General features: G+C 41.4%; 18 protein-coding genes. 8 read left to right on the top strand and 10 right to left on the bottom strand.

Annotated elements, in window-relative coordinates; translation table 11 throughout:
• Nucleotides 1-83 precede the first annotated feature (83 nt).
• Nucleotides 84-1,955 (top strand): monovalent cation:proton antiporter-2 (CPA2) family protein, encoded by a 1,872-nt coding sequence (locus EVU92_RS20195; RefSeq protein ID WP_130052937.1) that lies wholly within the window; start codon nucleotides 84-86, stop codon nucleotides 1,953-1,955.
• Between the two features lie 793 nt (nucleotides 1,956-2,748).
• Nucleotides 2,749-3,069 (top strand): hypothetical protein, encoded by a 321-nt coding sequence (locus EVU92_RS20200; RefSeq protein ID WP_130052938.1) that lies wholly within the window; start codon nucleotides 2,749-2,751, stop codon nucleotides 3,067-3,069.
• Between the two features lie 134 nt (nucleotides 3,070-3,203).
• Here the strand turns inward: EVU92_RS20200 and EVU92_RS20205 are convergent, their stop codons facing one another.
• From EVU92_RS20205 to EVU92_RS20225, 5 genes are all read right to left on the bottom strand, one after another.
• Nucleotides 3,204-3,677 carry an RES family NAD+ phosphorylase gene (locus EVU92_RS20205; RefSeq protein ID WP_130052939.1) on the bottom strand — a complete coding sequence of 158 codons (474 nt, stop codon included), beginning with the start codon at nucleotides 3,675-3,677 and terminating at the stop codon, nucleotides 3,204-3,206.
• Nucleotides 3,677-4,111, bottom strand: a complete 435-nt coding sequence (locus EVU92_RS20210) for an antitoxin Xre/MbcA/ParS toxin-binding domain-containing protein (protein ID WP_130052940.1) — start codon at nucleotides 4,109-4,111, stop codon at nucleotides 3,677-3,679. Before EVU92_RS20210 ends, EVU92_RS20205 begins: the two co-directional genes overlap by 1 nt.
• A gap of 117 nt (nucleotides 4,112-4,228) precedes the next feature.
• Nucleotides 4,229-6,772, bottom strand: a complete 2,544-nt coding sequence (locus tag EVU92_RS20215) for a TonB-dependent receptor (RefSeq protein ID WP_130052941.1) — start codon at nucleotides 6,770-6,772, stop codon at nucleotides 4,229-4,231.
• A gap of 316 nt (nucleotides 6,773-7,088) precedes the next feature.
• A complete protein-coding gene (locus tag EVU92_RS20220) occupies nucleotides 7,089-7,739 on the bottom strand; it encodes a UPF0149 family protein (RefSeq protein WP_168990047.1) in 651 nt (216 codons plus the stop codon).
• An 82-nt stretch (nucleotides 7,740-7,821) separates the two neighbouring features.
• Nucleotides 7,822-8,781, bottom strand: coding sequence for an ATP-binding protein (locus tag EVU92_RS20225; protein WP_167657361.1), 960 nt, complete (start codon nucleotides 8,779-8,781; stop codon nucleotides 7,822-7,824).
• Nucleotides 8,782-8,876: 95 nt separating this feature from the next.
• Between EVU92_RS20225 and EVU92_RS20230 the strand changes: the two genes are divergently transcribed.
• Both EVU92_RS20230 and hemH read left to right on the top strand, forming a co-directional pair.
• Nucleotides 8,877-10,184: an HD domain-containing phosphohydrolase gene (locus EVU92_RS20230; RefSeq protein WP_130052944.1), complete on the top strand. Its 1,308-nt coding sequence runs from the start codon at nucleotides 8,877-8,879 to the stop codon at nucleotides 10,182-10,184.
• 77 nt (nucleotides 10,185-10,261) lie between these two features.
• Nucleotides 10,262-11,284 (top strand): ferrochelatase, encoded by a 1,023-nt coding sequence (hemH, locus tag EVU92_RS20235; RefSeq protein ID WP_130052945.1) that lies wholly within the window; start codon nucleotides 10,262-10,264, stop codon nucleotides 11,282-11,284.
• A 59-nt stretch (nucleotides 11,285-11,343) separates the two neighbouring features.
• On the opposite strand, the gene EVU92_RS20240 is transcribed toward hemH, so the two are convergent.
• Complete coding sequence (locus EVU92_RS20240; RefSeq protein ID WP_130052946.1) at nucleotides 11,344-12,492, bottom strand: benzoate/H(+) symporter BenE family transporter; 1,149 nt, start codon at nucleotides 12,490-12,492, stop codon at nucleotides 11,344-11,346.
• Between the two features lie 142 nt (nucleotides 12,493-12,634).
• Nucleotides 12,635-13,582 carry a RimK family alpha-L-glutamate ligase gene (locus tag EVU92_RS20245; RefSeq protein WP_130052947.1) on the bottom strand — a complete coding sequence of 316 codons (948 nt, stop codon included), beginning with the start codon at nucleotides 13,580-13,582 and terminating at the stop codon, nucleotides 12,635-12,637.
• A gap of 195 nt (nucleotides 13,583-13,777) precedes the next feature.
• Here EVU92_RS20245 and EVU92_RS20250 point away from each other — a divergent pair, with 195 nt between their 5' ends.
• The gene (locus EVU92_RS20250; RefSeq protein ID WP_130052948.1) at nucleotides 13,778-14,314 is read left to right on the top strand and encodes a hypothetical protein; all 537 of its coding nucleotides are present in this window, start codon (nucleotides 13,778-13,780) and stop codon (nucleotides 14,312-14,314) included.
• Between the two features lie 230 nt (nucleotides 14,315-14,544).
• Here the strand turns inward: EVU92_RS20250 and EVU92_RS20255 are convergent, their stop codons facing one another.
• Nucleotides 14,545-15,744, bottom strand: coding sequence for an ectonucleotide pyrophosphatase/phosphodiesterase (locus tag EVU92_RS20255; protein WP_130052949.1), 1,200 nt, complete (start codon nucleotides 15,742-15,744; stop codon nucleotides 14,545-14,547).
• 364 nt (nucleotides 15,745-16,108) lie between these two features.
• On the opposite strand from EVU92_RS20255, the gene dgt reads away from it, so the two are divergent.
• Together dgt and EVU92_RS20265 are read left to right on the top strand one after the other, a co-directional pair.
• Nucleotides 16,109-17,566 carry a dGTPase gene (gene dgt, locus EVU92_RS20260; RefSeq protein WP_130052950.1) on the top strand — a complete coding sequence of 486 codons (1,458 nt, stop codon included), beginning with the start codon at nucleotides 16,109-16,111 and terminating at the stop codon, nucleotides 17,564-17,566.
• Nucleotides 17,567-17,674: 108 nt separating this feature from the next.
• Entirely contained in the window at nucleotides 17,675-20,089 is a 2,415-nt protein-coding gene (locus EVU92_RS20265) for a hypothetical protein (protein ID WP_130052951.1), read from the top strand.
• A gap of 429 nt (nucleotides 20,090-20,518) precedes the next feature.
• Here EVU92_RS20265 and EVU92_RS20270 read toward each other — a convergent pair whose 3' ends face one another.
• Both EVU92_RS20270 and EVU92_RS20275 read right to left on the bottom strand, forming a co-directional pair.
• Complete coding sequence (locus EVU92_RS20270) at nucleotides 20,519-21,211, bottom strand: hypothetical protein (protein WP_130052952.1); 693 nt, start codon at nucleotides 21,209-21,211, stop codon at nucleotides 20,519-20,521.
• Nucleotides 21,212-21,347: 136 nt separating this feature from the next.
• On the bottom strand, nucleotides 21,348-22,271 hold the full coding sequence (locus tag EVU92_RS20275) for a LysR substrate-binding domain-containing protein (RefSeq protein WP_130052953.1): 924 nt from the start codon (nucleotides 22,269-22,271) through the stop codon (nucleotides 21,348-21,350).
• A 113-nt stretch (nucleotides 22,272-22,384) separates the two neighbouring features.
• Here EVU92_RS20275 and EVU92_RS20280 point away from each other — a divergent pair, with 113 nt between their 5' ends.
• Nucleotides 22,385-22,690, top strand: a complete 306-nt coding sequence (locus EVU92_RS20280; RefSeq protein ID WP_130052954.1) for a hypothetical protein — start codon at nucleotides 22,385-22,387, stop codon at nucleotides 22,688-22,690.
• Nucleotides 22,691-22,931 lie beyond the last annotated feature (241 nt).

Raw genomic sequence — 22,931 nt, forward strand, 5'->3', positions numbered from 1 at the left:
CGTATTTTGATTGCATTCACTACCTAACTGCTGGCAAAACTAGCGAAAACAATCATAGTTAATTAAAAACAAACAGGATTACGATGACTGACTTTCTCCTAATAGCCTATATTTTCCTTATTGCAGGCATTATTGCCGTGCCTATCGCCAGCAAGTTTGGGCTTGGCTCAGTGCTTGGCTACTTACTCACGGGTATTATTATTGGGCCAACACTGACATTTTTAAATGTTGATGTGATTGCCATCCAGCATTTTGCTGAGTTTGGTGTGGTAATGATGCTGTTTATTGTTGGCTTAGAGCTTGAGCCCAAAGCGCTTTGGTCAATGCGAAAACAGCTTATTGGTCTTGGTGGCGGACAGGTGGTTTTATCAGCCGCAGCCTTTACTGGTATTAGTTTAGCATTTGGTCATGCTTGGCAATCGGCACTCACAATAGGTTTAATTTTATCGCTCTCATCTACCGCAATTGTACTGCAAACGCTTTCAGAGCGCGGGCTATTAAAATCAGATGGTGGCCAAGCCTCATTTAGCGTATTACTCACCCAAGATATAGCTGTTATTCCTATGTTGGCGTTAATTCCATTGCTAGCTTTACCAGAATTAGCACCCGTAATGGCAGATACAGCCTATGCAAGCGAAGACGGTCATGCTGGTTTAAGCTTGGTAGCAGGTCTTGAGAGCTGGCAAGCTGCACTGGTTACTTTAGGTATGATAGCGCTCGTCGTTTTTGGTGGTAACTATTTAACCGCCCCCATTTTTAGATTTGTAGCACAAGCACGGCTTCGTGAACTATTTACCGCAACGGCTTTATTCTTTGTTATTGGTATCGCTTTGATGATGTCATTAGTTGGCTTATCACCTGCGCTTGGTACCTTTTTGGCAGGTGTAGTGCTTGCAAATTCACCTTATAAACATGAGCTCGAAAGTAATATCGATCCCTTCAAAGGGTTACTGCTTGGGCTATTTTTTATCACCGTTGGCGCAAGTATCAACTTTCAATTACTCGCAGATAACCTTACTACCATAATGCTATTAACTGGCGCACTGATTGTAACTAAAACAGTTGTGCTGTTAATTTTAGGCCGTATTTTTGGGCTAAGAGGCGCTGCACTTTGGTTACTAGCACTGGGGCTCGCACAAGCTGGTGAGTTTGGTTTTGTACTACTGGCTTACAGTGTGTCTAATAATGTTTTAGCCACAGCCGTTGCCGACCAACTATTACTGGTTGTTACTTTATCCATGCTGCTTTCGCCGGGCTTATTCATTCTGTATCAACGTGTGATAGCACCGCGCTTTATTTGTGAACAAGCCAAACGAGATGAAGAAGAGTTCCCTGATGATAGCCATGTGATCATTGCAGGCTCAGGCAGAATGGGTGGCCTTGTTGACCGTATTTTACAAGCTGGCGGCTATAAAACCACCGTGATTGATTACAACTACAAACAACTTGAAGCGCTGGAGCGTGTTGGTATTCGCAACTTTTTTGGTGATGCAACTCGACCTGACCTACTCAGTGCTGCAGGTATTGAAGATGCAAAACTGCTGGTTGTTGCGCTTGATGATGCCGAACAAATCACTAAATTAGTCCGCTATGCGATGCAAAATTATCAGCATTTACATGTGGTTGCCCGCGCTGTAGATCGCCATCATGTATACGATTTATGGGCTTACGGCTGTCGCGATATTATCCGCGAAACATATGACAGCACTATGCGCATGGGTCGCTCTTCCTTTGAGGCACTGGGTATTGAGCGAGAAAAAGCCCAAGAAATGATCAATATCTTCAGTGAGTTTGATAAAGAAATGCTACGCGAAGCCGCCGATGCCTACGAAATCGGCGTACCATTCGAAGAAAACCATGCCTATATCGAACGTATCAATAAAATATTCGATGAAAAAGAACCCGAAATAAAACATCAAATGCGCGAGATTTGCGAGCGAGTTACAAGTAACTAGTTTCGAGGTTAGAGGGGCTAGGGACAAGGTACTAGGAGCTAGGTGTGAGGTTCGAGAATAAACGCGATATGAAATCGCTACTACAAATTTGATGTCGTTTGTAGGAATGGCTTCAGCCATGAACTCTCAAACACCACACAAATGTAAAACGATTGGACGTAGGCGTGGAACTTGTTTCGCGCGCCATGCAAGCATAACGCATACGTAGCAGCGGTTTTATTCCGCGACATTGGTGAGGAAGACCTGCTGACTTGAGATATGAGGTGTGAGATGCGAGAGGAAACGCGATATAAAATCGCTACTACAAATTTAATGTCGTTTGTAGGAATGGCTTCAGCCATGAACTCTCAAACACCGCACAAATGTAAAACGATTGGACGTAGCGCCATGCAAGCATAACGCCTACGTAGCAGTAGCTTTATGCCGCGACATTGGTGAGGAAGACCTGCTGACTTGAGATATGAGGTGTGAGATGCGAGAATAAACGCGATATGAAATCGCTACTACAAATTTAATGTCGTTTGTAGGAATGGCTTCAGCCATGAACTCTCAAACACCACACAAATGTAAAACGATTGGACGTAGGCGTGAAACTTGTTTCGCGCGCCATGCAAGCATAACGCCTACGTAGCAGCGGTTTTATTCCGCGACATTGGTGAGGAAGACCTGCTGACTTGAGATATGAGGTGTGAGATGCGAGAGGAAACGCGATATAAAATCGCTGCTACAAACTCGTTTCTCGTAACTTACCGAAATATAAGGTATTAAATAATGTAATAAGGAGTATTACAGTATGGAAACGCTTAATAAAAAGGAAAAGCTGCTATCTATTTTGTTCGGATTGGCAGCAATTATTAATTTAACTGTCGGTGTTAATTCGCTTATATTACAAAGTCTAAACTGGTTCGAATTCATTAGTTGTCTAGCAATTTCACTTATAATTTTAGCGGGTAGCTTAAACCCAAAGCTATTCTTTAAACCGCTAAAAAAATTATTTTCACCACACTTCACTTTAGAGCCAATAATAAACTCGACTGTCTACTACACAATTATAGTTGCAGGTTGGATTTTGTTATTTGGAAGCATTCTACTAGACAGATTTTGGAGTGTTTAAATGCAGGTGGAAACCCAAAAAAGTGCGAGAGAAACGCGATATAAAATCGCTGCTACAGACTCGTACCTCGCATCTCTTGTCTCATGTCTCGTATCGCACCTCGAAACACGCAAACTTTCCTCTCAATAACTATTTCAAAGCTTTACAGCCAATCGATTTGGATAGAAAAATTCTTTACTATCAATGCATTTTATTTTGCTTATGTCTGTGTGCAATGGGTTGATTAAAAAATTGTATTCGTCAGGACATATGCTAGAAGGAACTTGAAGTACGGCTGCATCCATCGATGCTAGCCAATCAGAACCTAACGCTTGCGTCTCTGTAATGTAGGGGTGATCATCCCATGCTTTTGGAAGTTCGCTAGCTACTAGCCTAATAATCTTGAGATCATCAGGGATTTGAATCGTTGTAATACTCAGGTTTGTACTTAAAATATCCGTTGTGTCATTCACTAATCGCTCAAGCATTGCTAAAGAGCGTGAACTTGCCGTATACACAATAGGTTTACCAACAAAATGCCACCGTCCTTGTGCATACAAACCACCCAGCCCAGATAACGCGTTAGCTAGATCATTATGTATTTTGGGTGCTATTCGGTAGCAAATCATTAAGCGGTAAACCCGTACTCAAGCCCTAGTATCACGCGTTTAATAAGCTCACGACCGCGGATTGTATGGATCACCGACTTTGGCTCTTGATTAGCAAATTGAATATTAGGGGTGCTAAGCCATTCGTTCCAGCGTTTAACATCACCAAAATAAGCAATCCCTTGTGACGAAATACGTGCCACTTCTAACGCATTTTCACTCAACTTGGCATTCAACCGCTTTCGGTCTTTACTATATCTTTCGAGTGTACGCATAGTGGTACCGATTGAGGCTGCTAAGCTATTAGCGTCCCAATTTAGCTCTTTAGCGAGTGATTTAATCGCACTGACTGTCACGCCTTGTGTTGCAACACTTATTTCATCAAGAGTATTTGAATTGATAGTCACTCGCCCATCAGTCACCACACCTAAATAATCAATTTCAACAGCATTCATTTTCCACCTCGCCAAAAAGACAACTGTCACTTATTATAGCGACAAATGTCGGATACTACAATTAAGCAAAAAAATAGCGCCTTGAGGCGCTATTTAAGTTTCACTTCAACTTAGGAATTAAAAACTAAAACTCAGTTTTGCGTAGTAAGTCATACCATCAAAACCATAAGGTAATGCACGAACAGGGTATTTGAATGCTTGGTTAGTAATAAAATCAAGAGCTTCGTCTTCGCCAAGTTCGTCTGGAGTTACATCAAAGATATTATCAATACCCGCCGATAGCATCAGTTCGTCAGTTAACTGATAACCAAGGTTAACATCAACTAATACTGCTGACTCAACAGTGCTTGTGTCTTTAAACTCACCTGTAGGTGATAACTCATCAGGCAAACCAATGTGGTCATTACCAAAGTATTTAACGTCTGTTTCACCATAATAATTAAAGCGTAGCATGCTGTTGAAATCGCCGCGATCGTATTCAAATGTTAACGTTGCACGCTCACCTGGTTGACCGTCTGTTAAGAAACTACGTTGTAAATCATCAAGGGCAATTGACTCAGGAATCCCTTCCGGTGCATTCACATCATCAATTTCAGTCTCGTTAATGTTACCTGCAAACGTTGCTGAGAAATTACCATCGTACAAATCAGTGCGATACGAAGCGATGATATCAACACCTTTGGTGGTTGAATCAACCGAGTTTGAGAAATAGTTAGCTTGCTGTGCCCCTGTTGCATTAAGTGCAGCGACAGCTTCGGCACTAAATGCCACATCATCCGCAGACATTAAGCTGCCAAGAGTAATTCTGTCTTTAATTGCAACATGATAAAAATCAACGGTCAGTGATAAATCGCTTGTTACGTTATAAACAAAACCTGCACTTAAGTTTTCTGAGCTTTCAAGACCGAGGTTATCAACACCCAGTGCTGAGGGGAAATCAGAGCCTGCTGTTGCCGTAAATGATTGCAGTAATACGCCACCAGCACCTAAATTTGTGGTGTAAGCTGTATACGCACTTTGTTGTAGAGATGGTGCTCTAAAGCCAGAAGAAATGGCACCACGAACGGCAAAGTCATCGGTAATTTCATAACGGGTTGCGAGCTTACCAATGATGTCATCACCGGCATCAGAGAAATCTTCATAACGAAGCGCTGTGCTTACTTGCCATGCGTCAGTGATCAGCGTTTCGGCATTTACATAAAATGCATAACTGTGGCGGCTCTCTTTGTTTGATGCTTCAGGGCGTAAACCGTTATATGCCTGGAAACCACACTCAGCGAATACGCTACTGTCGTTTACCGCAGGGTATGAAGTATCTGAATTAGCTAAACCACACGCATAAGAGGCTTCTTCGCCCGGCACGATCTCATAGTTTTCTTTACGATATTCAGCCCCCACAGATACATATAAAGGCTCGCTGAGGCCAATATCGACAATACCATTGAGGTCTGCATTTATAGTCGTTTGGTCAAATCTAAAACCCCCTGAGTACCCGCCGTTAGGGCCTGCATTTGCAACAATATCAGCATCGCTTGCATCAGGGTTATTCGCCACATATTCAGCAGCATACGACGCATTTAGCGTGTTTTTAGATGTGAAATCATAGCTATTTTCACCATATACGGCAGATACGTCATAGCTCCAATCTGGAGTTAACTCACCGCGCAGTCCAAGTGAAAACGAAATATCTTCGGCTTCGTTATCTATGCGAGGTAAAAAGCCATCGCCATATACTTGCACAACGTTCTTCGCTGCTTGGTCAAAATTACGGTAAAAACCATTACCTAGCGCAGTACGGTTTGAGTATCCGCCAAATGAGTAAAGTTCGGTCTCACCAAAAGGTAACGCCATATTATAAAACACAGAGGTAAATTCGCTATCAGCATTACCTTGTCCCCAGCGAACATCATCAGATAGCGTCCCAGCGGGCACATCAACTGAGCCACCAATATCACGCTCTGCGCGGTTGGTGCCATCCGCATCACGGTATTCCAAAGAAAAGTTAATGAAACCGCCTTCATCGCCTAAGTCGAAGCCACGGTTTAAACCCATTGAAATAGTGTCACCATCGCCTTCACCAGTGCTACCAGCTTGCACATAGCCCGTTGTAACACCGGTTGAATCGTTTAACGATAAGTTGATAACACCGGCAATCGCATCAGAACCATATTGCGCAGCAGCACCATCACGAAGTACTTCAACGCCTTTTAACGCAGTAAGAGGAATCGCATTCATATCGGTACCCGCAGCACCGGCACCTACAGTACCATTTAAACCAAAAATAGATTGGTTATGACGGCGTTTGCCATTGATAAGCACTAACGTTTGGTCTGGCTGTAAACCACGAAGAGTCGCAGGTCTAAATAAGTCAGAGCCATCTGACACTTGCGTACGAGAAAAGTTAAATGAAGGAGCCGTCGCTTGCAGACTTTGGCCCAGTTCAGTGAAACCACCTTTGTTTAAGTCGTCAGCATCAATCAAATCAACCGGCGATGTTGATTCGGTAGCCGTACGATTGGCAACTCGTGAGCCTAATACTGAGATTTGTTCGATGTTTTTATCTGCTTTAGCAGCAGATGCTTGCTCTGCTGCCTGCACTGAAGTCGCAGAAACAGCCACACTAACCGCAACGGCCAGCATACTTAAAGAATGTGTTGTCATGTGTATCCTGTTGATATTCCGGCTTTCCTTAAAACAAAAAAACGCCCCTTTTGGAGAAATTAAGAAAAGCACTAAGCACGTGTTGTTGATTTTAGAAATCACGATTTTTGAAAGTTAACTCAAGCCTGCGAGTTAACTCTTACAAAACATCCTATCAACAAATACACAAAAGGGAAGAAAAATAAGGTACGACTTAGGTATAAACATTCCCATTTGTAGTATTAATAGGACTTTACAAACAGAAATTATTCGTTTTTCAGTAGAAATAAGCAAAATAATGCAACTATCAGCTTATCTCTACTGAGAAGGGAAATGTTTACTGATCTTGCTCAAGCATCGCCAGTTTTTCATCTTCAAGCATTAACGCCATAGTGGCAATCTCAGATAAGCTCTCGTCTAGCGCATTAAAGAAGGTGACAAACCCTTCGCCTAGTTTTTCTGGTTCAGGGTGATTTGCCAGCGCCTGATCCCACATCGCGAAGGTCGTTAGTAAATCGAGAGTTGCTTCAAAATTATCAATAAACAGCTGACCATCTTCGCTTTCATTATCTTGCTGATCATCAGCTTTAAGTAAAAATTGTAAGTCGCTGTGCCAAATATCTTGGTTCACAATATACGCCGCAATATAGCCGCTACAAAAGTCCTGCAATGCTTGGCTTGGCTCATTGCTGTTTACTTCATTTGGGTATAATTCGGCTAAGATTTTCTTTTGTTCAACTTGTGCTTCGGTGATGTTATCAAGCAATTCAATCATCGCATCGCGAGGCTCTGAATCTGTCATTAAGGTGTTGAATACCGCTTCATCATTGTCAGCAATATAATTTGCTAATTCTGATTCCCCAAAAAACTCTGAGCAGGCCAGTAGACCAGACATATAACCAAGCACTTGGTCCAAACTAACTTGATTAGTCTCGCTTTGACTCGCGAGGTAGTTTTTAAACACATCCGAACTTTGTTGATTTAGCATATTGAGCCTTTGCATGTTGGTTTGCTATGGGTGTATTCCTACCCTAGCGAATTCACAAATTTTTGCAACAACTGAAATACTGTCAGCTAGTTACAGTTTTCCTGACCTGACTTTGCACAGGAAACACGCAGCTAATTCGTGTGCCCATTCCTTCTGTACTTTGAATATCAATACAGCCTTGATGTTCATGCACTATGGCATACACCATGGTCATCCCCATGCCGGTGCCTTCTCCAACAGGTTTTGTGGTGTAAAAGGGATCGTATATTTTCGCAATGGTTTCTTCTGACATGCCGGCGCCATTGTCTTCAATATCTATATAAATATGCTGTTCGAGCTCATATACTGCAACAGATATTTCAGCATTTGATTTTTGATTATCACAGGCTTGTTTTGCATTAATTAGGATATTGACTATCACTTGGCTTATTGCAGGTAAGTTACACCAACTTTGTGATATAGGGCTGTACTGGGTATGTAAATTACAATCACGCAGTTGGTTTGCTAATAGTTTTACGGCACTTTTTACTGCATCTGTCATATCAGCAAATTGCTTGTCGTGACCTTTGGGCCGCGAAAAATCTAATAAATTAGCAACAATTTTACTGATCCTTTGCAATCCTTGTGAGGTATCGCTAATTAAGTCAGGTAGCTCTTCGGCTACAAAGCGAAATGAATGCAATTTATTTAGCTCAGTTAATTGCTTACAGAATGTTACTTTATCGGTTTCACTACAAGCAAACTCATCGCACACAGCGAGCAAATCACTAAAGTAATCGCAATAGTTTTTTAAACAATCAACATTACTGATGCTATAGGCAAGCGGGTTATTTATTTCGTGCGCAACCCCTGCGCAGAGTGTTCCTAAAGTAGCCATTTTTTCAGCTTGAATAAACATGGCTTGATGGTGTTTCAAATCAGCAATTTTTTGCTCAAGCTCACTGTTTAATGCCACTAAAATCCTGCTTTTATCTGCAAGCAATTGCTCAGCTTCTTCTCTGGCCGCTTTTTCTAATAAGTAGGCTTGCTTAAAGTCATCCATTTTCATCTCAAACTTTATTTGTCTCTTTTAAAACCTAGCACAAGGCTGGATTTAAGGCTATGTTATTGATTAACGATGATTCACAGTAAAGCGCTATGGCTGAAAAAGTTAGCAAACAACATATTCAGGTTTTATGCATCGATGATGACGAAATCGTCTTGCGGACTCTTTTGCGATTGTTATCAGCGAATAACATCACTGCAAAAGCCTGTGCAGATCCACTTGAGGGACTAAAAATTTTAGCTACCTATAGTTTTGATGTGATTATCTGCGACATGCGAATGCCAAACATAGATGGCGCTGACTTCTTTGCGCAAGCACTCAATATAGACCCTGAGCCTCAACGGATTTTGTTAACTGGTTACTCAGATATCGACAACACCATTGCCGCTGTTAATAAAGGTAGGATCCATGCTTACATTCAAAAACCTTGGCAAAATGAGTTACTGCTGCGCAACATCAGTGATGGCATAGAAAAAACCTCATTAAAGCGCCAAAACAAGCAGTTAGAGCAAAAAATAAAAGCGCAAAATAGCCAGTTAAAAGAGCTAAACAACAACCTTGAGCAAATGGTCGAAAAGCGCACTCTACAAATTCGAAAAGTGCTCAAACAACTAGAAGAAGTAAACGAACGTGAAAAACACGAGCATCGCAGTACCTTTGAGATTTTATATAACTTTATTAATGCCAACCCATACCTTGATGGTATGCAAGCACAAAACATTGCCACTACCAGCAAACAAATTGCTGAACATCTTGGTTTAGATAAAAAACATATTGAAATGGCAGAAATGGCAGGCTACCTAGCACAAATTGGCTTGCTCGCCATGGAGCCTGAGCTTTATAAAAAGCCAACCAGAGAGCTTACAGAGAACCAAAAAAAGTTATTTTACACACACCCTAGTACCGCTCAGCTAATGCTAATGCCCGCTCCCCATTTACATGATGTATCTGAAGCAATTTATTACCAATTTGAACACTACAATGGCTCCGGCACACCTAAGGGCTTAAAAGGTAAAGAAATTCCAATTACGGCAATGATATTAGCTGTAGCGCGTGATTTTTGGCAAGCAATTGCTCATATCACAGTAAATGACAACAGCCGTTATGAAAGCGCACTCGATCAGCTACAATTATATAGCGGTACTCACTACCACCCAAAGATTTTAGAAGTGTTAGGGAGCCTTAAAATCAGCTGTGCTAGTGATCAAAAAGTGGGCACTATGAAGATTCTCACGGCACAGGATCTTAAAAACGGCATGGTACTCGGCCATGCACTTAGAAGCTATGATGGTATCTTGCTTTTACCAAAAGGGCATGTGTTCGGTGCCAAATCAATTGCTAAGCTACAACAACTTGAAACGAAAAAACCAAATCCTTTCAGAATCATGATCAAAAATTAGCGAATAAAGTGATCACATATTCAGCTTACTTCGTTACAATGTGATTTATATTACGATTACTTCTAAAGGAGCACTCAGTGTCGCGATTTTCCGCCATAACCGATAAGCCACATGATGGCCGATTCAACAAAAAAACGGGCATTTTATTGACCAACTTAGGTAGCCCAGATGCACCTACTACCGCGGCACTTAGAACTTACTTGCGCGAATTCTTATCAGATCCTCGCATCGTTGAGATCCCACGTTTTATTTGGATGATCATCCTTTATTGCTTTGTACTTACTTTACGCCCAAAACGCTCAGCGGCACTTTATAAAAGTATCTGGACTGAAAACGGCTCACCATTGACTCACATTACCCGAGAGCAAAGCAAAAAGCTGGCAGCCCTTTTAAAGGAAAAAGGACACCAAGACACCGATGTAGTTATGGCGATGCGCTACGGTAACCCATCAATTGAAGCTGGCCTTGAAGAGCTTCGCGAAAAAGGCATCACACGCGTTATTGTGCTGCCAATGTACCCGCAATATTCAAGCACTACCATTGGTTCAACGTTTGATGCGGTATCAGATGTACTGCGTAAGTGGCGCTGGGTGCCAGAGCTTCACTTTATTAATGGTTATCACGATAACCCTATATACATTGATGCTTTAGCTGCTAGCATTAGCGAAGATTTAAATGCCCACGGCACACCACAAAAGCTAGTGTTTTCGTACCACGGTACACCTAAACAGTTTTTAGAAAATGGCGACCCATACTATTGCTTTTGTATGCAAACTACTCGTTTAGTTGCCGAAAAACTTGGGTTTGAGAAAGACTTTGCTGTAACTACATTCCAAAGCCGTTTTGGTAAAGCAGAATGGTTAAAGCCTTACACTGACGCAACACTTGAAAGCTACCCTGCTGAAGGCATTAAAGATATTGCAATCATCAGCCCTGCATTTAGTGCCGATTGTCTAGAGACATTAGAAGAAATAGAAGGTGAAAATCGCGAAATTTTTGAACATGCAGGCGGTGATAAATACCGTTATATACCTGCATTGAATACCCGTGATGACCATATCAATGCCATGTTTGAAGTGATAAAACCATTACTTAAATAACGAAAGGCCCTAGCTATTATATACAGTAACTAGGGCCTTTTTAATATAGAAACCTGACATCAATCTTTACGTGTCATAACTAAGGTCACCGTACCTGCAACAATTCCCCAAAATGCAGAACCGACCGAGAATAAGGTTAGGTTTGAAGCTGTGACTAAAAAGGTCACGATAGCGGCTTCGGTATAATACGCCTCAGTTAATGCTTGCTGTAAGCTACTGGCAATGGTTGCAAATAGGGCAATGCCTGCCAACGCCAAAATCAATGCCTGTGGCAAGCTTGCTACCAAACCAACTAGCGTAGCTGCAAGGAGCGCCATAATAATGTAAAACACACCACCAGCAATGCTTGCCCAATAACGTTTGCTTGGGTCTTTATCAGCCTCAGGGCTCATACAAATGGCAGCGGTGATGGCCGCAAGGTTAATGGCATAGCCACCAAATGGCGCAATAATCACATTTAATAGCCCGGTAACATTTAAAGCGGCCGACACGGGTGCTTTATAATGGTGTGCTTTTAACACGGCAATACCTGGTAAGTTTTGCGATGTCATGGTCACAATGAATAGCGGCAAACCAACGCTTATCATAGCGTTAAGATCAAACTCAGGAGCAATATAAGCAAACTCACTCATTCTCCATTGCCAACTAGTTGTATCGATTTGCCCCGTTAGACCTGCCATTAAAAAGCCAGCCACAACCACGGCAAGCATAGCAAAACGCGGGAAATAGCGTTTCCCGCACAAATATACGGCCACCATTAAACCAATCACTAAAGGTAGCTCGTTCATAAAATTAAATACATCAATACCAAAATTCACCAGTACGCCAGCAAGCATGGCACAAGCTAGTTGGCTTGGTATCTTGTTCATCATTTTTTCGAATATGCCAGTAATGCCAGACAAAAACACCAGCGCCGCAGAGAACATAAACGCGCCAACAGCTTGATTTAAGCTATACCCTTGGGCACTTGAAATAAGTAGTGCCGCACCAGTTGTTGACCAAGCGATAAGAATGGGCACTTTATAATAATAAGACAAAGCAATTGAGCTCAATCCCATAGCAAGACCGAGCATTAGCACCCAACTAGCAACTAAATCAGGCGTGCCACCTAAAACCATAACAACCTGATAAATAAGCGCTATTGAGCTGGTAAAGCCAATAATAACGGCCACTAACCCCGCAGTTGCTCGGCTGATGAGCTGACTCATGTACACATACTCCATGGCAATTAAAAATCTACCATATCCTATGATTTGCTAAATGGCACTGTACACTTTTGTAGTATTTTAAGATTTGATTACTATACAGATGAGACAAAAAAGGCGTGTTAGTAACACGCCTTCTACAAAATTAAACCACCTCTAAACAAGGCTCTTTGACCACGGTAGGCTTATCGAAAATACCTAAGCGAATGCGAATAAAGTGCAAAATTTCTTTGGCTACATCAATACCCAGTGCACCTTCTAAGCCTTCAAAACCTGGGCTTGAGTTTGCCTCACAAATTTTGAAGTGTTGCTCATCAAACAATAAATCAATGCCCGCTACATCAAGATTAAGTACGTTGGCAGTTTGTGTTGCAAGCCATTCAATTTCTGGTGTAATAGGGAATGACTTACCTGTACCACCGGCACTCACATTGGCTTTAAAGTTTTTACCTTGTGAGTTACGCTCCATACAAGCTACCGCTCTACCACCGATAGTAAGTACTCGCAAATCACGGCCATGGCTGGACTTAACAAACTGCTGTAGAATAATGTTTGCTTGTGGATTTGCAGCCTCAATAAGCTGCATTAAGTCATCAAACTCTTCTTTTGATTTTGATAAAAATACGCCACTGCCCTGCGAGCCTGATAAGGTTTTAATAACCACAGGAAAGCCAATTTGCTTTTCAACTAAATCAATATTCACTGGAAACTTAACCAGCATAGTATTTGGTGTTGGTAAATTACACTCAGCTAGAATTTGCTGCGCGAACAGTTTGTCTTTAACTGTTTCAATTGATTGCGAGCTATTTACACAGTAAACACCCAAGCGCTCAAGGTGGCGAATAATCGCCAGCGCAAAATACGTTGTACTTGCACCCATGCGAGGAATAACAAAATCTGGTAGTTGTACTGACTGGCCATCAATTAAAATACTTTTACCATCTTCACGAGTGATAGTGAGATCAAATTGATCAGGCGAATAAACCTGTAACTCTATACCCTCTTCTTTTGCTGCCGCAAGTAAACGTTCTACTTCATAGGTTTCTTGCTTTAACAAACCTTGGCTATCTTTATAAATGATCCAGCCGCGCATGGTCGGTACCTCTAATCTTGGAGTTTCAGTGACAAAAAAACGCGGATTATGCTCAGCATTAGCAATCGAGTAAAACAAATTAATTTTATCGACACGATAATAAAAGCAACTACTTACTGATTATCTATTGACCAACTTGTTAACTTAAGGTAAAAACTAACAGTAAGTTAACATAAAAACCCGTAAGAGAAACATGTGAACAGGACGCTTGCATTAATCTTTATTTTGCCGCTTACAGCCTTTGCACTGAATGAATGGCATATTCAAAGTGATGGTTTTAAAACAAAACCCAGCACTCAGCAGTTTATTGCCTCTTACAAAGCTGAAGCAGATCAAATAGCCCCGCAGCCAATTGTGAACTTAACTGCGCCCCTTAACCAGTTATCTGACCGCGCACACGATTACCTATATAAACAAGGCCGTTTACCCGAACAGTTAGCAAACACCGCATTCAGCGAGTTTGATTTAGATACCCTTAAAACCTTACAACCCGGCGATAACTTTATTTTAGTAATAGACGAATATCTTAGTTACACCGTAGAGATCAGTAACATTATAGAAGCCAGTAATGGCGATAGAAGTGTGTTTGGGAAGGTCAATGCTCATGCTAAAGCTGACTATCAAGCGGTGATGACCCTCACAGAAAATACCCTACAAGGCCAATTTGATGCCAATAACCAAAGTTATAAATTTCAAAGCCATGGTGAATATGGCTGGGTGACAAAGTTATAGGTTACGAGTTTCGAGATGCGAGATATGAGATATTAGTCTGTAGTAGCGATTTTATATCGCGTCAAAGAGCCTAAATCCTAGCGCCCAGCGCCAAACGTTTTCACTCGTAGGCGTGAAACTTGTTTCGCGCGAAATAAATTTCACGCCTACGATATCGTATTTAACCTTGGCAAGGTCAGCCACAAACTAAATTAAAACTTATGACTTAAAGCTTACAGCTTCCTTTCCCCTCACAGCTTTTCAACTACCACTGGGAATAAACTTGCGCCGTCACTATCGATTGGGCTTAAAATCTCAAGACCAAGGATTTTGGCGATAAGCGGATATACATCTAAATTACTTACTTCATCTACACGTAGGCCTTGTTTAAAGGCAGGTCCGTTGGCAATAAAAGTTGCAGCCATATCTTCGCTATAGGCATAGCCATGAGTGCCCAAATAGCCTGCCATTTTACTATCAGTGAACACACGAGGTGCATCGGTTTGCAAAATAATATCGCCAACTCGCGGGCCTTTATTATAGTGATAACCACGCTTTTGCTGTTCAGTTAGCACGATGTAACGACCCTCAGCCGCTTTTGCGAGCTTTTTACTAAACCCACTGATGTCGGCTTTACTATCTGGTTTTGCATAATATAAAACACGTGGACCGGTGTTTTGCACTATAAAGTTTTCGTCTTGAGGTAGGCTATCAATTTTAATACTAAGGTTTGGATCAACAGACGCCATACCATGATCAGACACAATCACTAGATTAATGTTTTCATCAAGCGCTTTTAAGCGGCTAGATAAATCCGCCATTAAACTATCTAACTTTTGCACCGCATCATAGGTTTCTTTAGCATCAGGACCAAACTCGTGTCCCATGCTATCTACCAGCGAAAAATAACTGATCACCAAACGTGGGCGCTGTGCTTTTGGCAAGCTTAACCACTGAATAATTTGATCAACACGCTTTTGGTAATCACTGTGTTTAGAATAATGATAAAAGTAATCAGGCAGCATGCCGTTAAAGCGCGCATCTGACTCAGGCCAAAAGTAGGTTGCTGCTTTTAAGCCTTGCATTTGTGCGAGGTTCCAAAGCGGAATGCCACTAAACCATGTACTATCGTCTTTCCCTTTACCCATTTTGTAGCAATCGTTGCGCTCAGTATCACAAAAGCGGTTTTCAACAATGCCATGATTAACAGGTAATAAACCGGTGATAATCGACAAATGATTAGGGAAAGTTTTGGTCGGATAAACAGGGCGCATTTTAGTTGCTCTAACACCCTGCTCACTGATTGCTTTTAAATGTTTTGCATGGTGTTTTTCAATGTAATCCCAACGAAACCCATCTATCGAAATAAGTACGACCGATTGTTCTTGCTCCGCTTTTACTATCGAGCTGAACGCTAATAAACTTGCTAAAACTAATTGCCAAATACGCATGCGAAACCCTTTTTAATTCAATTTGTTGATTTGCTCAGTGACTTTATCAAACTGTTTTGAAAATTTTGTGATCATGCTTTCTAGCTTTTTCACACTACGTTTTAAACGTGAACCATTTACTTTAAATCTGTCACTTCCGACATCATTTTTATACAGCCAAAAGGCTTTCCTTTCTAATTAAAGATAATAAAGAAGTGCGTAGAACTGAATAATATATGAATAAAGGTCCTTATTTAAAGTAATAACTTTAATAAAAATGGATATTTTAATTTAAGATACAAGCTGTTAGATTTAATTTAATAACTGGCAAAATTTTGCTAACAACACGCAAAAGCCCGATTTTACCGCTTTGTGGGAATGAGAAATGATCGATTTTGGTAAGAAAATAACTCCAGCACGCGAAATGCGTTCTACCAATAATTTACACACTGCGCTTGAAAGTGATCGGGGCCGCATTATTAACAGCGCTGCAATTCGCCGCTTGCAACAAAAAACCCAAGTTTTTCCACTCGAACGCAACGCCGCAGTGCGCTCAAGACTAACTCACTCGCTTGAAGTACAACAAGTAGGCCGTTTTATAGTACAAACAATTTTTAATAAGCTTAGTGATGCAAAACAAAAAGAGTATGGCCTAGCGGGGCTTGAACGACCGCTTGAAAGCCTAGTAGAAATGGCGTGCCTAATGCACGATATCGGCAACCCGCCATTTGGTCACTTTGGCGAGGCAGCCATCAACCAATGGTTTGAAAAACACTTAGACGCACTAACACCAGAGCGCTGTAAAGGTATTGGCATTAGTGTGATCTTTAAACACCTAGCACAAGACATCAAAAGCTTTGAAGGTAATGCCCAAGGTATTCGCATAATTCATTCATTACTATCACTAAACTTAACCTACAGCCAAAGTGCCGGAATTTTAAAATACACCCGCCCGGCCAGCATGACGAAAAAAGACAGTCCGCAAGATAAAAATTACCTGATGAAAAAAGTGGGTTATTACTTTAGCGAAAAACCTTTTATAGATGCACTGCAAACTGAGCTCGAAATTGAGCAATACTGCCGTCATCCTGCTAGCTATATTATGGAAGCTGCCGACGATATTTCGTATTGTTTAGCCGATATTGAAGATGCCGTAGAAAAGGGCATTATTAGTGTTGAGTCGCTATGTGAAAAGCTAAAAGATCAATACACCCGCACACTCACTAACCTAACCATTAACGATACTAAGCACAGTGACTTTGCCGAAAAAGCGATTGATTATGCATTAAGTAAAGCTCAAGAGCAGCCCTACAATTTTAACAGTGAGTTTTTTATCTATCTGCGAGTTACTTTGCTACACCCATTGGTAAGTTACGCGGCAGACCGGTTTATTAATAATATAGAAGCCATTTATCACGGTGATTTTAATCAGGCTTTATTAGAAGACCGCAGTCACTTGCACGCCGTTACGCTCACTTTAAAACAGGTAGCTTTAAAGCATGTATTTTGCCACAAAGAAGTAGAGCGCTTAGAGCTGCAAGGTTACCGTATTATTAGCGGTTTACTCGATTGCTATAAACCTTTACTTACCCTTGATGCAGAAGCTTTTAAGCGTGTTTTAAGAGGCGATCAAAACTATTTAATTGAAACACGCCTAGTTAAAAAGCTGTCTAATAAACATTTAAATAGTTACCAAAAAGCCATTGATGCCCTAAAAGCCGAACCAGATCATTTTGCCGCCTACGAATTTTATTATCGCTGCCGCCTAATTCAAGATTATATCAGCGGTATGACCGACCAATTTGCTTACGACGAATACCGTGCGCTCATGGTAATTGATTAGCTAATACGAATAGTCGTAATTTGTTAACCTAATGTGGATAAATTACCCGTCTCAGCTTAGAATTAATTAACTGTCGGCTCATCAATTAAACCTTACTGGTCTGAACTTATGCCAATTATTAGAACAACTTTTTGCTTATTACTCCTAAGCTTAAGCTTTACGAGTAAAGCGCAGTACAACGAAGCTATGTGTATTTTGTTAAAACAGCAAATGCACGAGTATCGCTTTAATACCAGCAATAAGAACTACCGATCTGCTGCCAGAAACTATGAAAAAAACTGTAAAAATCCCACCCCTGTAAATAACGCAGCTGGCTTTGAAAAACTAGAACAACAAACTAAAGAAATCGTTCCTGTTAATTCAGCGACAGCAGCCAACCCTAATGTACATTCTGGTGCAATTCTAGCTACGCCTGAAGAAGAGACTACACCAGCTGTTGAGCAACCTTCTGAAATCAACGAACAGCAAACTCAGCCAGAGCAATTAGCTGCAGAACCCCAAGTTCAAGAGCCTGTATCACAGCAACAGCAAATAGAGCAAAGTTCAACACCTGCAGAGCAAACAGAAATGCCAGCAAAAGTTGATCGAATTACGATTTCTGATGCTCCTGAAGAACCTGTAGTAGAATCAACTACCAACCCTGCAATTCAAGAGCAAGCTGTTGCAGTTAAACCCCAAAGTGCTGAAGCTGAAACAGCACCTGCTGAAAAACCAGTTGAACCTGAAACAAAAGTAGATTCGGCGCTAATACCTATTCCGGCACCAACTCCAGCTCCAATTCCAGAAAACAATGATAGCTCTTCAAGCTCATTATTTATGCCAAGCCTAATTGTGTTGTTGGTGCTACTTGTTGCAGGTTTAGTGATTGTGCGTATTCGTCAAAGCAAAAAAGCAGACGAAGACTCAGAGCTTGAACAAAGCTTGATGCAAGCTAAAGCATTAAAAGCCGCAGCAGAAGCGCAAGCTGCCGCTGAAAAAGAAGCTGAAGAGTTAAAAAATGCAACTGCCGCCGTGCTTAGTGAAGAACAAGATCATCCGCATGCGGACAGCAATATAGTACCTGACAATGCTTTTTCGGCAATCGAAACACAAAGCAGTGATGAACTATCTGAACTTATGCACTTTAGTGCTCAGCATGATACAGACGAGCAAGAATCTAAAACATCAGAAGAACCCGCTCCTGCAGATGATTTTGCTAATGCCCATCAATTTAAAGATCTTGAACTTGGCTACGACGAGAAAAACACGCATGATTCTGAAGATGACTTTTTAGATGAACAACGCGAGCTAGAGCAAGAGCTTAAACTCGCAAACCTTTCTTCATCGTTCACCGTTAACGAAGAAGTAGATAGTCAATCTGATGACGTTCAACAAGATGAACCGGCCTTAGGAGAGCAAAGCTTTACTACATCTTCTTTCGGTTTTGATGAATACTCAACTAAAGAGCCTATCGCAGAAGACGAACCACGAATCACTGAGACCCAGCCATTTGAAGAGCCAGAACTAGAGGCTCCTGAAATAACTGAACTTGAGAAACCAGAAATAGAAGAGCCTAGCTTTACTGCATCTTCATCGTTTGGGTTTGATGAATACTCAACTAAAGAGCCTATCGCTGACGATGAGCCAGTTTTAGCTGAGATAGAAAAGCCTGAAAAGCCTCAAATTAGTGAGCTTGATCAGCCTGCAATTGAAGAGCCTAGCTTTACTGCATCTTCATCGTTTGGTTTTGATGAATACTCAACTAAAGAGCCTATCGCTGACGATGAGCCAGTTTTAGCTGAGATAGAAGAGCTTGAAAAACCTGAAATTGACGAACTTGAAAAGCCAGTAATTGAAGAGCCTAGCTTTACTGCATCTTCATCGTTTGGTTTTGATGAATACTCAACTAAAGAGCCTATCGCTGACGATGAGCCAGTTTTAGCTAAGGTAGAAGAGCTTGAAAAACCTGAAATTGACGAACTTGAGAAACCAGAAATAGAAGAGCCTAGCTTTACTGCATCTTCATCGTTTGGTTTTGATGAATACTCAACTAAAGAGCCTATCGCTGATGATGAACCTGCAAAAGATGAGGTACCTGAGTATGACTTATCTTCATTAATGGATGATGATTTATCTTTTACTGATCATTTCACTGAACAAGATCAAACAGTCACTGCACCAAATACAACAGCTGATCAAGACGATATTAGCGATGATGATTTAGCTAAAGCTTTACAAGCACTTGAGCAAGAGCTGCAAGATGAACCCGCTTCATTTAGTTTAGAAGAGCCGACACAGCCAATTGAAGAAACGGTTGATGTTTCTAAAGAGTTAAATGACGACGATGAGCTTAAAGAGGCTGATAAAGAGTTAGAGCAACAAGATGATAAGCCACATAACCCATTTGCCAACTTATCACTTGACCCTGCTTGGGATCCCAGTTCAGACGAGAAGCCTGTGATTGAAAGCAAATCCAAACAGCCAAAATCACAAGCCTTGATTGACGCAGAAGAGCGCGCCAAACAGTTTAAAACGGATGAGTGATAATGTTACGAGTTACAAGGGGAAAGTTACAAGTTTCGAGGCTAAAGCCCGTAGGACTGGCTTTAGCCGGGAATTGTCTTAAGTTACGAGGGAAAAGTAGCGAGAAACGAGATGCTAGTCTGTAGCAGCGATTTTACATCGCGTCCTAGCGCCTAAACCCATACGCCTATGCTTCCCCCCGTAGGCGTGAAACTTGTTTCGCGCGTCTGAATATAGAAAATTTGAAAAGGTTTACATGGATTATGTTTGATTCTATTCGGCACTAAAGTACCTCCTACAAGGCTTAAATCGCTGGGAAGAACACCCGACCTAACCAACCCCATAGCTCGGCTGACACCTAACATCTAACGACTAAAAACAGTGTTTATCTTGCCTAGAACCTTTCCCCTTGCAACTTTCCCCTTTACTCTCGCTAACTTCCCATTTGGCTCACTTTACAATTGGACGTGGGCGCATTATCCAATGAAACACAAATATCAAACCAAAAAACACCAGTACAGCTAAAACACACAACACAATTATGTTAGTTGGTAAAAACGAATCTGTACCATAACTGTAGCGCTTTAGCTCTTGCTCCATACTAATTTTTGCGCGCTCAGCTTTACTGGGTAATACAAACTCATGAAAAGGGTCAGTAGGCTTTGCTTCTGTTCGGGCAAGTTGAGCATTTTTTTGCTGCCATAACATATCAAACTGCTGAAACTGAACTTGCTTATTTTCAAAGCACGACTCTAGATTTTGCAGCTGTAATGAGCGAGCAGCGCAACGTGGCGGCATAACATAAAAGCGCTCCCATGCAGCTTGTTTGCTAATGTAGGCTTGCTCAGTTAATGGCTCTGCCAAAGTGTTTTCAAGCTCATTAATGTCAGGGTTATACAAAGACGATTTAAGCTCTGCTATTTGCTCTTCACTAAAGCATGTTTCAGATATTCGTGCCGACAAGCTTTGAATGCGTTGTTTATAAGCTTCAATTTTGTCGAGAAGATTGGTTTTGCGCAGGGCTATTTGTAACTCTACACGTTCTGCTTGCATAGATTGGCAAGCTTCTGAAGGAGTTGATTGCTGCGCACAGACAAAACTAGGCAACAACAACGCTGTTGTCATTAAAATCCGTTTAATCATTAATTTACGTCACTGTAAAAGTTAGGGGTACAGATTAGCAGTTTCTAATAAAACTGCAAGAAATCTGCGCTAAACCCACCTAAAAGACTGATAAATTACCAGTGCAAGCTTTTACATATCCCACGAGCAATACTTATTAAAAGTCTTCAGATTGATTATTTCCACTATCAAACTGCTGATCATCCATAGCAAACTGCTCAAGCAACCAAGCTTTAAACAGCCGTACTTTTTGCCATTTAAAATGATCGGGCGGCGCAGCAAGGTAATACTTAAATTGGCATTGATATTCAAAGTTTGGATAAATCTCTAGCTGACCAAGTTGAAGTTGAGTTTCGATTAAGCGCCGTCTTACCAATGCAATACCTTGCCCTGCTAACGTGGCTTGAATAACCAATGCTGCATTATCGATTTCAAGTGCGGGGAGCGCATCTGGACTGACAGCTAGTTGCTGAGCCAAAGTTAACCAGCCTCTCTCTGCATCTGGGCACACATCTTTAATTAATTTTTGTGCCAGAACCTGTGGTTTTAGGGGCTTATGAACATCAATGGCACCAGGTTTATAAGCCAAAAATAGGCTGTCGTCACTGATAAGCTCACTATGCAAACCCGGGTAACTACCTTGCCCAAATCGAATACCTAAATCGACCTGTCCAGATGAAAAGTCAGCAAGTTGGTCACTAGGCTCTATACGCACTTTGATATTGGGGTATTTGTTTTGAAAATCGCTAATACGACCAAGTAACCAGCCACTGGCGAAAGAAGGTAACACAGTTAAGTTTAACGTATTTGGGTGGCTATCTTGACTAACAGCCTGTACACCAGCCTGCAAATGACTAAAGCCTTTAAGTACATGGGGTAAAAGTTGTTCGCCTTGGCGAGTTAGTTCTACATAGCGGGTATGACGAGTAAATAAACTGCAATCAAGCTGTTGTTCTAACAGGCGAATTTGTTGACTAACCGCAGCTTGGCTAACAAATAATTGCTCTGCCGCGAGCTTAAAACTACCTAACTCTGCCGCGTGCTTAAAGTACCAAAGGCTTTTTAATGGAGGTAACTGCATACGCATTCATGATTAATAAAAACTTAAGCATAGGTAATTTTTAATCGTTTGTCAGTAGTCGTAACACAAGTAATACTCATACAGCCAACCGCAACAAGACAAGGACAACCACCATGAAATACTTAATTATTTTATTACTTTTGTGTGCCTCAAGCTTTAGTTATGCCAATCAACCGGTAATAACGCAGCTTGATACCGATGAAGGCTACCCTTATAAAAACTTAATTCAAAAAGTAGAACGAGTAGAAATTCGTTATGTAGAAAACACAAATTCGGTGACCTGCAAAGTCAATGTGCAAACTCTGCACAACCAATACATGGGCAAAGAGCATACTGTCTCAGCCAAGCTGTTTGCAAAACGCCCAATGGCCGCTTGTTTAACCCGAAAAAAAGCCAAGCAAATTCTCTATATGCTGTAACCCTTTCAACCTTGTTAAACTAGGCTACGAATGCAGTACTTCCCCAGTAGCCTAGTTTTTTCTGTATGTATGAAACGTGTTTCGTGCGTTTAAATGAAGAAACGAGCGGTTTGCTAGATCTTTTTTCGAACCACAGAGGACATAGAGAGCATAGAGGAAGACAAGAAGTTATCTATAGCGCAGCGCCTCATAACCTCTTTGTGCATTAAGTTTCTCTGCACAGCGCGAAGCGCCTCGGTGC

It is taken from the genome of Pseudoalteromonas sp. MEBiC 03485 (assembly GCF_004195145.1).
Taxonomy (GTDB): domain Bacteria; phylum Pseudomonadota; class Gammaproteobacteria; order Enterobacterales; family Alteromonadaceae; genus Pseudoalteromonas; species Pseudoalteromonas apostichopi.

Coding starts and splice junctions, on each gene's coding strand:
- EVU92_RS20280 (WP_130052954.1), top strand. CDS start 22,385: ATGAAATACTTAATTATTTTATTACTTTTGTGTGCCTCAAGCTTTAGT.
- EVU92_RS20225 (WP_167657361.1), bottom strand. CDS start 8,781: ATGGATGACTTTAAGCAAGCCTACTTATTAGAAAAAGCGGCCAGAGAA.
- EVU92_RS20200 (WP_130052938.1), top strand. CDS start 2,749: ATGGAAACGCTTAATAAAAAGGAAAAGCTGCTATCTATTTTGTTCGGA.
- EVU92_RS20240 (WP_130052946.1), bottom strand. CDS start 12,492: ATGAGTCAGCTCATCAGCCGAGCAACTGCGGGGTTAGTGGCCGTTATT.
- EVU92_RS20195 (WP_130052937.1), top strand. CDS start 84: ATGACTGACTTTCTCCTAATAGCCTATATTTTCCTTATTGCAGGCATT.
- EVU92_RS20275 (WP_130052953.1), bottom strand. CDS start 22,271: ATGCAGTTACCTCCATTAAAAAGCCTTTGGTACTTTAAGCACGCGGCA.
- EVU92_RS20205 (WP_130052939.1), bottom strand. CDS start 3,677: ATGATTTGCTACCGAATAGCACCCAAAATACATAATGATCTAGCTAAC.
- EVU92_RS20210 (WP_130052940.1), bottom strand. CDS start 4,111: ATGAATGCTGTTGAAATTGATTATTTAGGTGTGGTGACTGATGGGCGA.
- EVU92_RS20220 (WP_168990047.1), bottom strand. CDS start 7,739: ATGCTAAATCAACAAAGTTCGGATGTGTTTAAAAACTACCTCGCGAGT.
- EVU92_RS20215 (WP_130052941.1), bottom strand. CDS start 6,772: ATGACAACACATTCTTTAAGTATGCTGGCCGTTGCGGTTAGTGTGGCT.
- EVU92_RS20255 (WP_130052949.1), bottom strand. CDS start 15,744: ATGCGTATTTGGCAATTAGTTTTAGCAAGTTTATTAGCGTTCAGCTCG.
- EVU92_RS20245 (WP_130052947.1), bottom strand. CDS start 13,582: ATGCGCGGCTGGATCATTTATAAAGATAGCCAAGGTTTGTTAAAGCAA.
- EVU92_RS20265 (WP_130052951.1), top strand. CDS start 17,675: ATGCCAATTATTAGAACAACTTTTTGCTTATTACTCCTAAGCTTAAGC.
- dgt (WP_130052950.1), top strand. CDS start 16,109: ATGATCGATTTTGGTAAGAAAATAACTCCAGCACGCGAAATGCGTTCT.
- EVU92_RS20230 (WP_130052944.1), top strand. CDS start 8,877: ATGGCTGAAAAAGTTAGCAAACAACATATTCAGGTTTTATGCATCGAT.
- EVU92_RS20270 (WP_130052952.1), bottom strand. CDS start 21,211: ATGATTAAACGGATTTTAATGACAACAGCGTTGTTGTTGCCTAGTTTT.